Raw genomic sequence first — 12,951 nt, 5'->3', positions numbered from 1 at the left:
CCTTAGAACTGGAGGGACTTGGTCTGGAGGTACTCGGCGAGTCCGTGCGGACCGAGTTCCCGGCCGACCCCGGACCGCTTGTAACCACCGAAGGGGGCGAGGGGGTTGAACCGGCCGCCGTTGATGTCCACCTGGCCGGTGTCCATCCGGCGGGCGAAGGCGACCGCCTCCGACTCGTCGGCGGCCCAGACCGCGCCCGCGAGGCCGTACACCGTGCCGTTGGCGATGCGCAGGGCGTCCTCCTCGTCGTCGTAGGGCAGGATCGTGAGGACCGGGCCGAAGATCTCCTCCTGGGCGATGGTCATCTCCGGGGTCACGTCCGCGAAGACCGTGGGGCTGACGAAGTAGCCCTTCCCGTACGGGGATTCGGTGCCTCCGGCGACCAGGCGGGCGCCCTCGGCGACGCCCTTCTCGATGTAACCGCGCACCCGCGCCTGCTGCTTGGCGCTGACCAGCGGGCCGATCCGGTCGCCGTACTTGGCGGCGGCCGTCCGGGCCAGCTCGACGGCCTCGGCGTACCGGTCGCGGTGGACCAGCATGCGGGTCCAGGCGCTGCACGTCTGCCCGGAGTTGGACATCACGTTGGCCACGCCGACGTTCACCGCCTTGGCGAGGTCGGCGCTCGGCAGGATGACGTTGGCGGACTTGCCGCCGAGTTCGAGGGCGACCTTCTTCACGGCGGCCCCGGCCGTGGCGCCGATCTGCCTGCCGACGGCAGTGGAGCCGGTGAAGGAGACCAGGTCGACGCCCGGGTGTTCGGCAAGGGCCTGGCCGGCGACCGGGCCGAGGCCGGTGACCAGGTTGAACACACCGGCCGGCACGCCCGCTTCATGGACGGTCTCGGCGAACAGCTGGGCGGTGAGCGGGGTGTCCTCGGCGGGCTTGAGGACGACCGTGCAGCCGGCGGCGAGCGCGGGGGCGACCTTGGCGACGATCTGGTGCAGCGGGTAGTTCCAGGGGGTGATCGCGCCGACCACGCCGACCGGCTCGTGCAGGACGGTGGAGTTGCCGATCCGCTCCTCGAAGGAGTGGTGCGCGGCCAGCTCGGCGTAGGAGCCGGCGACCGCGATCGGCAGGCCGACGTGCACCGCCTGCGCGAGCTGCTCCGGCGCGCCCAGTTCGGCGGTGACCGTCTCGGCGATCTCGTCCTTGCGGGCCACGAGGGCGTCCCGCAGGGCGGCCAGGCGCGCGGCGCGCTCGGCCGGGGGTGTGGCGGCCCAGCCGGGCAGGGCGGCGCGGGCCGCGCGGACGGCGGTGTCGACGTCCAGCGCGCCACCGGCCGGGACGCGCCCGATGACCTGCTCGTCGGCCGGGTTCACGACCTCGATCACGTCCCTGCTCTCGGCGGGACGCCAGGCGCCGTCGATGTACAGGGCGTCATGTGCCTTCATGCTGTTTCCTCCCGGCGGATGCGCGTCGTCCGGCACACAAACTAGCGGCGTTAGTTTTTCTGCGCCACAGATTGCCGGCCGTTGCCGGACATCATCACCGGGCCGGGCGGTGCTCACGCGTCCAGGTCGGGCAGCCGGTCGGGGGACGGGCAGATGCGGTCGCCGTGCTGGTCGAAGACGAGGAGGCGGCCGAGGTCGACGAGGAGCGGGACCTGCATGCCGTGGTGCAGCCGGACGTCCGGGGTGGTGCGTACGACCAGGTCACCGGGGACGCGGACGCCCGACGGCACGGGTTCGGATCCGGGGTCCTCCGACGGGTTCTGCGGCGGGTTCCGCACCGGGCTCTCCGGTGGGTTCTCCGGCGGGTCGTCCAGGACGACCACCGGTCCGGCCCGCAGGGCCGCATCCGCCCGCCCCCGCAGCCGGTCCAGCATGCCCGGCCCCTCCCTGCGCCGCCGGCGCGGGGGACGGGCGGACGCGCGCGGGGCCTCCAGTTCGGGTACGACGGCGGGCCGCGAACCGGTGTTGAAGTGGACGAGGACCTCGTGCCCCTGGAACTCCACATGCTCCACGAGCCCGGTGATGAGCGCCTCCCCCGGCCGCGCGGAGCCTCTGTCGCCGATGCGGACCACCTCCGAGCGCAGCCCGACGATGACCTCGCGGCCCTGCTGCACCCGCAGCAACCGGTGGTCCAGGGAGAGGGGCTCGGGCAGCCGCAGGGCCTGCTTGCCCAGGCCGATGGTCATGGCGCCGTCCAGCGGGGCGCGAACCAGACCCTGGAGCAGGTTGATGCGCGGGACGCCGACGAAGGCGGCGACGAAGACGTTGCGGGGCAGCGCGTAGACCTCGCGCGGGGTGCCGACCTGCTGGAGCACCCCGCCACGCAGCACGGCGACGCGGTCGCCGAGGGACATCGCCTCGGCCTGGTCGTGGGTGACGTACACCGTGGTGACCCCCAACTCCCTGGTGAGCTGGGAGATTTCGGCGCGCAGCCGGTTGCGGAGCTTGGCGTCCAGGTTGGACAGCGGCTCGTCCATCAGGAACGCCGAGGCGTGCCGGGCGATGGCCCGCCCCATGGCGATCCGCTGCCGCTCACCGCCGGAGAGCTGACTCGGATAGCGGTCGAGCAGGTCCTCCACGCCCAGCATGCGGGCGGTGGCGGTGACGCGCGGGCCGGGGTCGGTGCCGCGGTCCTCGATGCGCAGCGGGAAGCCGATGTTGTCGCGGCTGGTCATGCTCGGGTAGAGGGCGAAGTTCTGGAACACCATGGCGATGTCCCGGGCGGCGGGCTGCCAGTCGTTGGCGTGCTCCCCGTCGAGCAGCAGCTCGCCCTCGTCGATCTCCTCCAGGCCGGCGATCATCCGCAGCACGGTGGACTTGCCGCAGCCGGACGGGCCGAGCAGCACCAGGAACTCACCGGGTGCGATGTCCAGCGAGAGCCCGTCGACCACGCGCGTGCCGCGCGTGTAGGACTTGCTCACGTCGTGCAGAGAGATGGCGCGTGTCATGCCTGCCGCCCCCGGGGGCTGTCCGGAGCGCCGCTGCTCCGTGGTCCGAACGCCCCGCGCGGTCGTACGGGGCCTGTGAGTCACGGAAGTTAACGGAATGTGCCCGGCCGGGGGAAGACACGCGAGGACCACGGGAACGGCGGGGCAGGTGGGGGCGGAAACGGACGCCCTGATTCAGCCGACGGCCACCGAGGTGCCCACATCGCGGACACCGGGCTCAGGCTCCGCCCGGTTCGCGTACGGCGGTGAGGTGGGCGAAGACGACCACGTTGCCGGCGTAACCGGTCCGCCGGTGATAGGCGCCGCCGCAGGTGATCAGCCGGAGTTCGGGGCGTCCCCGGTCGCCGTAGACCTCGCGGTCGGGGAAGTGCGCCTTCTCGAAGGTGCGGACGGCGTCGACGCCGTACACGGCGGTACGGCCGTCCGCCCGCCGCACCTCGATCAGGTGCCCGGCGGTCAGCTGGGACAGCCCCGAGAAGACGGCGGGCCCGGTGTCCGTGTCCAGATGCCCGACGGCCACCGCGGTCCCCGGCCCACCCGGCGCGGGCCCGCCCTGGTACCAGCCCACCAGCCTGGGGTTGTCGTCGGGTGGGGCGGTCATGCGGTGGTCCCGGTCCAGGCCCAGTCCCATGACCGGGGCGTTCACGCCGAGGTAGGGGATGGCGAGGGTGGTGGCGCGGGAGGGGGGCAGGGGGGCGGGGGCGGCCGAGGAGCGGGAGGCGGAGGAAGCCGGGGGGACGGCCTGGGTGCGGCCCGGCTGTCCGGCCGGCGGCGCGAGGCTCTCCCGCCGTACCTCCGGCGGGAGTTGGCCACCCCGGGCATCCGCACCGATGCCACCGGCACCGGGAGCGGCCTGGTGGGTGTCCGGGCCGCCACCACCGCCCGCGCACCGGGCGCCGCCGATCACGAGGACGACGGCGAGGGCGAACGTACGGGCCAGCCGGTAGGCACGCGTCCGGTACCACGGTTCCCGCACCGGACGACGCGGACCGCGCCCCCGGTGAGCGGCCGCACTGCCGGCGACGGAGACAGAGGCACGCCCGAGCGCTGGGGCACGGCCAGGCGCCGGATCACCGCCGAGGGCGGCGCCGCGATCGGCCACGACGGACCGCCCGGCAACGGCGGCACCACCGCGCCCAGCCCCACGACCGGAACCCGCACCCCGTTCCCGGCCCCCTCCCCGGCCGGACTCCCTGCCCCGGCCAGGAACCGTCCCGCGCCCCGGAACCTCCCCGCGACCCCGCACCGCGCCCCGGCCGGACGCGTCGGCCCGACCGGAGGCGGCACTCCAGCCGGCGGCGGCGGTGCGCGCGGCGGCAGCCGAGGCCCCAGCACCGCGCCCGGCCGACCCACCGGAACCGGCCGGACGTCCCGAGGCGGCCGTACCGTCCAGGCCGGCTCGGGGTGGCCTGGGCCGTTCGGGGTGTGCGGCCGAGGAGGCTCGCTCCTGCTCAGTCCAGAGGAACGGCTGGTTACGCGGCGCCATGGGAGCGGCGGCGGAGCCGGAGCCAGACTGCCGTGCCGGTGGCGGCCAGGCCCACGGCGGCGGCGCCGACGACCGGGGTGAAGGCCTCGGTGCGGGCCATGCCGCCGGCGCCGGCCGGCGGGCCGCCGTTGGGGCCGCCCGGGGTGATCGGGCAGTCGATCTTTACGACCTTCTGCTTGCCCGAGCCGGCGACGCCCACGATGGTCCAGGTGAGCCTGTACCGGCCGCCGGGCAGCACCAGGTTGGCGGAGGTCGCGGTGCCCGTGGGCAGGGTGAGGGAGCCGGAGAGCGAGGTGCCGGTGACGGTCGCCGGCTGGGGTGCGATGGTCCAGGTGATCCGCTGGTTCAGGTCGAAGTTGACCGCGCCGAGGTAGAAGCGGCACACCTTCGGCTGGTTGAGGTGTGCGGCGGCGGCCGTCCCCACCACATAGATCCTGACGTCTCCGTCGGCGCCGGGCGGCGCGGCCACGGCCGGTCCGCCCAGGAAGACGGTTCCCGCGAGAGTGAGCGCCGACCAGGCGGCGGCGCGACGGGGCAGGGACGGGGTCGGCATGAACCACACTCCGAAATCAGACGATTTACACACAAGTCGATGCCGTCTGACTCTGTGTCACCTTGACGGCGACCACCCGCAAGCCGCCCCGCGCGTCCTCAGATATCGCCCTTCCGGCTCAACGGCGTCCGGGCCTTCCACCTCGCCTTGACCGTCGCCTCACGCCCCTCCCCCGACTTCTCCGGCGACCGGATCGCCACCCCCGCCGACAGCAGCAGCAACGCCCCGAGCATCACGAACGGCGCCGCCACGCCCGCCACCCCGGCGACCAGACCGGCGGTGGCCGGGGCGGCGACCTGGCCGAGGCGGTTGCCGGTCAGGCGCAGGGCCAGCGCGGTGGAGCGGGCCTCGTCGGGCGCGGCCTGCACCACCGTCGTCATCGACAGCGGCTGACCCACGCCCAGGCAGAAGCCGAGCAGCGTGAGCAGGACGCCGAGCGCCCACACCGGCACCGGAAGGGCGATCCCGGCGCACAGCACCGCCGCCAGGAAGCAGGTCACGGTGAGCAGCGCGGGCCGGCCCAGCAGCCGGAGCAGCGGGGTGAGGACCAGACGGCAGGCGATCGTCGCCCCGGCGCGGAGGCTCAGCAGGACGCCGATGACCGTCGGCGCGATGCCCCGGTGTTCGCCCACCACCGGGAGATACGCCGTGAGGATGTCCGTGGCCGACAGGACCGACAGGCTGATCAGCATGCCCGCCGGCACGCCCCGGGCGCGCAGGATGCTGCCGACCGGGACCCGATCCCCTTGGCCCGTAGGGGACTTGACCGCCGTACGGTCCTCGATGCGCCACAGCGAGGTGAAGGCGACCGCCGCGCCCACGCCCGCCACCACCAGGGCGCGGGCGCTGCTGCCCGCCATGTCGGGACCGCCGATCAGCGCACCGGCGGCCACCGGGCCGAGGAGCTGGCCCAGGGACGCGCCGATGGTGAAGTGGCCGAAGTTGCGGTCCTGTTCGTGCGGCGCGGACTGGCGGGCGACGAGCGACTGGGCGCCGATGACGAAGCAGAGGTGGCCGAGGCCCATCACCCCGCTCCAGACCGCCATCGCCCACAGGGAGTTCACCGCTCCGCTCAGCGCGCAGCCGCCGGAGATGAGGATCACGCCGGCCGGGAGCAGGGGCGCGCACCGGCCGTGGTCGGTGCGCCGGCCGAGCGGTACGGCGGCGAAGAGGGGCAGCAGCGCGTACACGCCCGCGATCACGCCCACCGCCCGTTCGTCGGCGCCGAGCGCGAGGGCCCGGTAGGAGACGGCGGGCCGGGCCATCGACACCGCCCCCTGCGCGAAGCCGAAGGCGAGGACGAGGCGGAGCAGCCAGCCGCGGTTCCCACCGGGCGCCATGAGATCTTCCTCCTTGAGATGCTCAGATGATTCCGAAGAGGATTCCTGCCCCGAGCACGACCAGCGATGTCAGGGCGGCCCACTTGACCACGAACCGGGTGTGGTCGCCGAACTCCACCTTGGCCATGCCGACCAGGACGTAGACGGCCGGGACGAGCGGGCTGGACATGTGCAGGGGCTGGCCGATGATCGAGGCGCGGGCGATCTCCAGGGAGGAGACGCCGTGCGCCTGGCCGGCCTCGGCGAGCACCGGCAGAACGCCGAAGTAGAAGCCGTCGTTGGACATGAAGTACGTGAGCGGGATGCTCAGCACGCCGGTGACGAGGGCCATGTGCGGGCCCATGCCGGCGGGGATGTTGTCCACCAGCCAGGTCGCCATGTGGTCGACCATGCCGGTGCCCTTCAGCACACCGGTGAAGACGGCGGCCGCGAAGACCATGCCGGAGACGTTGAGGACGTTCTCGGCGTGCGCGGCGATCCGGGCCTTCTGGTCGGGCATCTGCGGGAAGTTGACGGTCAGGGCGAGGGCCGCGCCCAGCAGGAACAGCACCGGGATCGGCAGCCACTCCATGATCATGGCGGTGAGCAGGGCGACCGTGAGCAGCGCGTTGAACCAGTACAGCCTGGGGCGCAGGGTGGCGCGGTGCGGGTCGAGACCCTGGAAGCCCTCGTCGCCGTCGGGCCCCTCGGGCAGAGCGGGCCCCGAACCCCCCGTACGCGCCGGGGACTTGCCGGAACCGGCACCCACCAGCACCGTCTCCTTCTCCTCCACCAGCACCTCGTCCAGCGTGAGCACGCCGAGCCGCCCCCGCTCGCGGCGGCCGAGGACGTACGCGAGGGAGAACACGAACAGCAGGCCCACGGCCAGGGCCGGGATCATCGGCACGAAGATGTCGCTCGCGTCGACCTTCAGCGCGGTGGCGGCGCGGGCGGTCGGACCGCCCCAGGGCAGCGTGTTCATCACGCCGTTGGCCATGGCGGCCACACCGGTCATCACCACCAGGGACATCTTCAGGCGCTTGTACAGCGGGTACATCGCCGAGACGGTGATCATGAAGGTGGTGGAGCCGTCGCCGTCCAGGGAGACGATCGCGGCGAGGACCGCCGTACCGACGACGATGCTCAGCGGGTCGGCCTTGCAGAACCTCAGGATGGCCCGCACGATCGGGTCGAAGAGGCCGACGTCGATCATCACACCGAAGTAGACGATCGCGAACATGAGCATCGCGGCCGTGGGCGCGAGGCCGGTGACGCCGTCGATGACGTAGTCGCCGAGCTTGGCTCCCTTGCCCACGAACACGCAGAACAGCGCGGGTATGAGCACGAGTGCCGCGATCGGCGACATCTTCTTCAGCATGATCAGGACCAGGAAGGTCGCGATCATGGCGAAGCCGAGGATGGTCAGCATGAGTGGATACCTAACGTTCGCCCTTGAACATCCCACCTGGGGGTCGGCGGTGCGATGACGTTAGGTCCGTTCAAACGTCGTTAACAAGTCGTTGACGTGCGAGCAATAAGCGCGAAAGTCCAGGTCACGGGGTTGCGCTGACCTGGACGGGGACGCCGTTCAAGACAGCGTTGCCCGACAGGGGGTCCAGTCGGCTGCCGTCGAGGAGCTGGTTGACGTTGACGCCGGGGCTCTTCGAGGCGTGGCTCATCCGGCTTCCGGGGCGGTCGTGGCCCCAGCCGTGCGGCAGGCTCACCACCCCGGGCCGTACGGCGTCCGTGACCTCGACCGGTGCCACCAGCTCTCCCCCGGCGCCCTTCACGCGTACGTCCGCCCCGTCCCGGACGCCGAGCCGGGCCGCGTCCTCGGGGTGGATGTGCAGGGTGCAGCGGTTGGAGCCGCCGGTGAGGGCGGGCACGTTGTGCATCCAGCTGTTGTTGGAGCGCAGATGGCGGCGGCCGACGAGGACGAGCCCCTCGGGCCGCTCCCCGAGCGCCTGCCGCAGCCGGGGCAGGTCTCCGGCGATCGGCTCGGGCAGCAGCTCGACCTTGCCGCTGCGGGTCTTGAGGGGCTGGGGCAGGCGGGGGCGCAGCGGGCCGAGGTCGATGCCGTGCGGGTGGGCGAGCAGCTCGGCCAGGGTCAGCCCGTCGGGTCGTACGCCGAAGCCGTCGCCGTAGGGGCCGAGGCGCAGCATCATGTCCAGCCGGCGTTCGGGGCCGGTGTCGCCGGTGAGCCGGTCCGCGAGTTCCTCCGGATCACGGCCGTACACCGGGGAGTGCTTCTCCTGTACGGCCTTGCCGAGGGTCTGGTCGATGACCATGGCGTCCACGGCGGCGGGGTCGGCGCCGTGCATGCCGGTGGCCGCGAGGATCAGCCGGGCGAGGATCTCGCTCTCGGCCATGCGGCCGGGCTCCAGCGGGACGGCGGGGCGGCTGTAGCGCACCTGGTTGCGGACGGCGAGGGTGTTGAAGGCGAAGTCGTGGTGCGGACTCTGGGACGGCGGGGGCGGGGGCAGCACGACGTGGGCGTGGCGCGAGGTCTCGTTGAGGTACGGGTCGACGCTGACCATGAAGTCCAGGGAGTCCAGGGCCTTGTCGAGGCGGTCGCCGTCGGGCGCGGACAGCACCGGGTTGGCGGCGACGGCGATCAGCGCGCGGACCGGTTCGCCTCGGTGGGTGGCGGTGTCGATCTCCTCGGCGAGCGCCGACAGCGGCAACTCACCCTTGGCCTCGGGCAGTTGACGGACCCGGGAGTGCCAGCGGCCGAGGGCGAAGCCGCGGCCGGGGCCCGCCGGGCGCGGGGCCTTGTCGGTGGCGGCCTGCGGGAAGAGGGCGCCGCCGGGCCGGTCCAGATTGCCGGTGAGGACGTTGAGGACGTCGACCAGCCAGCTCGCCAGGGTGCCGTGCGGGACGGTGCAGCTGCCGATGCGGGCGTAGACGGCGGCGGTGGGGGCGGCGGCCAGCTCGCGGGCGAGGACGCGGATGAAGTCCGCGTCGATGTCACAGGCCTCGGCCACGGCTTCGGGGGTGAAGTCGCCCAGTGCCGACCGGAGTTCGTCGACATCCTGGACGTGCGGGGTGAGGTGGCCGAGGTCGGTGAGGCCCTCCTCGAACAGCACGGTGACCATCGCGGCGAGCAGCAGGGCGTCGGTGCCGGGCCGGATCGCCAGGTGCCGGTCGGCGAGTTGCGCGGTGCGGGTGCGGCGCGGGTCCACCACGGTCAGGTGTCCGCCGCGCGCCTTGAGCGCCTTGAGCCTGCCCGGGAAGTCGGGGGCGGTGCACAGACTGCCGTTGGACTCCAGGGGGTTGGCACCGATGAGAAGCAGATGGCCGGTGTGGTCGAGGTCCGGCACCGGGATGGCGTTGGCGTCGCCGAAGAGCAGCCCGCTGGAGACGTGCTTGGGCATCTGGTCGACCGTGGAGGCGGTGAACAGGCTGCGGGTGCGCAGGGCGGCGATCAGGACCTGCGGATAGAGGGCGCCCGCCACGGTGTGCACGTTGGGGTTGCCGAGGACCACACCGACGGCGTCGGGGCCGTACCGCTCCACGACCGGGCGCAGGCCGGCGGCCACCGCGTCGAAGGCCTCCTCCCAACTCGCCTCGCGCAGGCGGCCGTTCTCCCGCAGGAGCGGGGTGCGCAGCCGGTCGGGGTCGCCGTCGACGGCCCCGAAGGAGGCGCCCTTGGGGCAGATGAAGCCCTTGCTGAAGACGTCCTTGCGGTCACCGCGGGCGCCGGTGACCCGGGTGCCCTCGACGGTGAGGGTCAGCCCACAGGTGGCCTCGCACAGGGGGCAGATGCGCAGGGCGGAGCGGGACACGGGTCCTCCCGGAGGGTCGGGGCAACGGCGGCTGGTCCGTGAGGCCGAGCATACCGACCGGTATGCATGGAGGGGAGCCCCCTGGCGAGCCCCGGCGCATACGCCCCCGCAGGCGGCTCAGTCGAGCACGCGCCCCAGATACGCCCGCAGCAGCTCGCGCGTCTCGGTGATGATCGCCTCGTCCCCCTGGGGGTCCGTGCGGAAGGCCAGCTGGACGAGGGTGTCCGCGCTCTCCACGGCGACCAGGAAGACCCGGCGCAGATCCTCGTCCGGGGTGCGGCCGACGTAGCCGGAGAGCAGCCGGATCAGCTGGTCGGCGACCCGGGTGTTGGGCTCGGCCTGGCGGACGCCGACCGGGATCTGGTTGCCGAAGTCGACCAGCGAGAAGCCGGGCGCGGTGCGCTTCATCGCGAGGTACTCGTCCAGGACGGCGTCCATCGCGGCCCGCCAGTCCCCCGCGCGGGCCTGCTTCAGCCGCTCGGTGACGCGCTCGGTGTACCGCTCGAGGTTGCGCTGGGCGAGGGCGTCGGCCATCTGCCGCTTGTTGCCGAAGAAGCGGTAGACGGAGCCGATGGGCACACCGGCGCGCAGCGCGACCGCGCGGGTGGTCAGGTCGTCGTAGCCGACCTCGTCGAGGAGTTCGGCGCAGGCGTCGAGGATCCTGGTCAGCCGTTCGGCACTGCGCCGCTGGACGGGCGCGCGGCGGAGCGATGTCGCGTGGGGCACGGGCTTCATGATGCCTCTCCGCCTCGGGTCCGGTGAACCTCGCCCTCCCGTACGGAGAACCGTGGGCGGCGCACTCATCGCACCGGGGAGCCGCCCATGGTGGGCTCGGCCGACACGCCGGGAGGCTGCGCGGGTGTGTGCGTGGGACTCCGCGTGGGGGTGGGGCTCTGCGTGGGACCCGGGTCCGACACCGTTATGTCGGCGGTGCTCTGGACCGGTGTGCCGTGCACGGCCCACACGGTGCCGTCGTCGGCGTACAGGCGCGCGGTGACGTGGTGGGTGCCGTGCGGGACCAGGCGGCCGGGCAGGTGGTAGCCCGGGGTGCGCAGCCGGGTGGTCTCGTGGCCGTCGACGAAGAGGTACACGAGTCCGCGCCCGGCGACCGCCGACCCCCCTCGGGCACCGGGCGCGGAGCAGCGGAAGTGGCGGAAGGTCAGGCGCACGTCCCAGCCGCCGCGTGTGTCCGGGGTCACCTCGACGCCGACCTCGGGCGCGTTCTTCTTGTCGACCTCGCGCAGGTGCCGGCCGGACCCGTCGGTGTCGTGCAGGACCTTGCCGACCGGCGAGGGCGAGTGCGTGCCCCCGGTGGTGTGACCGGTCGCGCAGCCCGCCGCTCCGAGGGGCAGCAGGACGCACACCGCGAGTGCGGCGAGCGTTCTGCGGGTCCACGGCGTCCAAGGCATGCCCGTGAGAGTAGAACAACGTTCCGGTCCGTCGAATCCGCCTGAAGTCTGGTTCCGGGCACGCCGAGTGGTCCCCCGGACGGAGGAGAGCGGCCCCCTCTTGCGCCCGCCCCCACAGATTCCTACGGTTATACATAGGAATCAGAGGCGCATGAGGCGCGCATCAGGAGCGCAAGGGAGCGATCATGAGCGGGGACGCACGGAAGACCGCCGCGGGACTGACGTATCTGACCGGATTCGGCAACGAACACGCCTCCGAGGCGGTGCCGGGCGCCCTGCCCGAGGGCCGTAACTCGCCGCAGCGCGCGCCGCTCGGCCTGTACGCGGAGCAGCTGAGCGGCTCGGCGTTCACCGAGCCCCGGGCGCACAACCGCCGCTCCTGGCTCTACCGCATCCGCCCGTCGGCCGCGCACCCGGCGTTCACCCGCACCGACAACGGCGCGATCCGTACGGCCCCCTTCACCGAGTCCGTGCCCGACCCCAACCGGCTGCGCTGGAACCCGCTGCCCGAGCCGCCCGCCGGCACCGACTTCCTCGCCGGCCTGTGGACGCTCGGCGGCAACGGCGACGCGACCCAGCGCACCGGCATGGCCGTGCACCTGTACCACGCCAACGCCTCGATGGAGCGGGTCCTCTCCGACGCCGACGGGGAGCTGCTGATCGTGCCGGAGCGCGGCGGACTGCTGCTGCACACGGAGTTCGGCCTGCTTCATGTGGAGCCGGCCCAGGTGGCGCTGATCCCGCGTGGGGTGCGCTTCCGTGTGCTGCTGCTGGATGATTCGGCGCGCGGTTATGTGTGCGAGAACTATGGGGCGCCGTTCCAGCTGCCCGACCTCGGCCCGATCGGCGCCAACGGGCTCGCCAACGCCCGGGACTTCAAGGCGCCGGTGGCCGCGTACGAGGACGTGGCGGGCCCGGTGGAGGTGGTCAACAAGTTCTGCGGCAACCTCTGGACGGCCGTCTACGACCACTCCCCCCTCGACGTGGTCGCCTGGCACGGCAACCATGTGCCGTACGTCTATGACCTTCGCCGTTTCAATGTGATCGGCACCATCTCCTACGACCACCCGGACCCGTCCATCTTCACGGTCCTGACCTCCCCGTCCGACACCCCCGGCCTGGCCGGTGTCGACTTCGTCGTCTTCGCGCCGCGCTGGCTGGTGGGCGAGAACACCTTCCGGCCGCCGTACTTCCACCGGAACGTGATGAGCGAGTACATGGGCCTGATCGAGGGCGCCTACGACGCGAAAGCGGAGGGCTTCGTGCCGGGCGGCGGCTCGCTGCACAACATGATGTCGGCGCACGGCCCGGACCGGGAGACCTTCGACCGGGCGAGTGCGGCCGAGCTGAAGCCACAGAAGATCGACGACGGGCTGGCGTTCATGTTCGAGACCCGCTGGCCGGTGACCCTCACCCCGCACGCGGCGGGCGCCGACCACCTCCAGCAGCGCTACGACGACGTGTGGCAGGGCCTCGAGGCCCACTTCCGCGCGTGACACC

At 72.7% G+C, this 12,951-nt stretch carries 10 protein-coding genes; 1 reads left to right on the top strand and 9 read right to left on the bottom strand.

All coding sequences use genetic code 11. From position 1 onward, the window contains the following. Positions 1-2: 2 nt before the first annotated feature. The 9 genes from ACH47Z_RS10025 to ACH47Z_RS09985 form a co-directional block, all read right to left on the bottom strand. Positions 3-1,391: an aldehyde dehydrogenase family protein gene (locus ACH47Z_RS10025; protein WP_399072540.1), complete on the bottom strand. Its 1,389-nt coding sequence runs from the start codon at positions 1,389-1,391 to the stop codon at positions 3-5. Between the two features lie 113 nt (positions 1,392-1,504). Then, positions 1,505-2,899 (bottom strand): ABC transporter ATP-binding protein, encoded by a 1,395-nt coding sequence (locus tag ACH47Z_RS10020; protein WP_399072538.1) that lies wholly within the window; start codon positions 2,897-2,899, stop codon positions 1,505-1,507. Positions 2,900-3,116: 217 nt separating this feature from the next. Then, complete coding sequence (locus tag ACH47Z_RS10015; protein WP_399072536.1) at positions 3,117-3,875, bottom strand: class F sortase; 759 nt, start codon at positions 3,873-3,875, stop codon at positions 3,117-3,119. 496 nt (positions 3,876-4,371) lie between these two features. Further along, on the bottom strand, positions 4,372-4,938 hold the full coding sequence (locus ACH47Z_RS10010; RefSeq protein ID WP_399072534.1) for a hypothetical protein: 567 nt from the start codon (positions 4,936-4,938) through the stop codon (positions 4,372-4,374). 98 nt (positions 4,939-5,036) lie between these two features. Further along, positions 5,037-6,278, bottom strand: coding sequence for an MFS transporter (locus ACH47Z_RS10005; RefSeq protein ID WP_399072532.1), 1,242 nt, complete (start codon positions 6,276-6,278; stop codon positions 5,037-5,039). 22 nt (positions 6,279-6,300) lie between these two features. Then, positions 6,301-7,686 (bottom strand): CitMHS family transporter, encoded by a 1,386-nt coding sequence (locus ACH47Z_RS10000; protein ID WP_399072530.1) that lies wholly within the window; start codon positions 7,684-7,686, stop codon positions 6,301-6,303. 124 nt (positions 7,687-7,810) lie between these two features. Further along, positions 7,811-10,042: a molybdopterin oxidoreductase family protein gene (locus ACH47Z_RS09995; protein ID WP_399072528.1), complete on the bottom strand. Its 2,232-nt coding sequence runs from the start codon at positions 10,040-10,042 to the stop codon at positions 7,811-7,813. Between the two features lie 117 nt (positions 10,043-10,159). Next, the gene (locus tag ACH47Z_RS09990; RefSeq protein ID WP_399072526.1) at positions 10,160-10,777 is read right to left on the bottom strand and encodes a TetR family transcriptional regulator; all 618 of its coding nucleotides are present in this window, start codon (positions 10,775-10,777) and stop codon (positions 10,160-10,162) included. A 65-nt stretch (positions 10,778-10,842) separates the two neighbouring features. After that, the gene (locus ACH47Z_RS09985; protein WP_399072524.1) at positions 10,843-11,451 is read right to left on the bottom strand and encodes a hypothetical protein; all 609 of its coding nucleotides are present in this window, start codon (positions 11,449-11,451) and stop codon (positions 10,843-10,845) included. A gap of 185 nt (positions 11,452-11,636) precedes the next feature. Here ACH47Z_RS09985 and hmgA point away from each other — a divergent pair, with 185 nt between their 5' ends. Continuing rightward, positions 11,637-12,947 (top strand): homogentisate 1,2-dioxygenase, encoded by a 1,311-nt coding sequence (gene hmgA / locus ACH47Z_RS09980; RefSeq protein ID WP_399072521.1) that lies wholly within the window; start codon positions 11,637-11,639, stop codon positions 12,945-12,947. The last annotated feature ends 4 nt before the right edge of the window (positions 12,948-12,951 follow it).

This window comes from Streptomyces sp. NPDC020192, from assembly GCF_044388685.1.
Classification (GTDB): Bacteria; Actinomycetota; Actinomycetes; order Streptomycetales; family Streptomycetaceae; genus Streptomyces.
The sequence above is the reverse complement of the archived record's forward strand: the minus strand, read 5'-3'. Positions and strand labels throughout refer to the sequence as shown.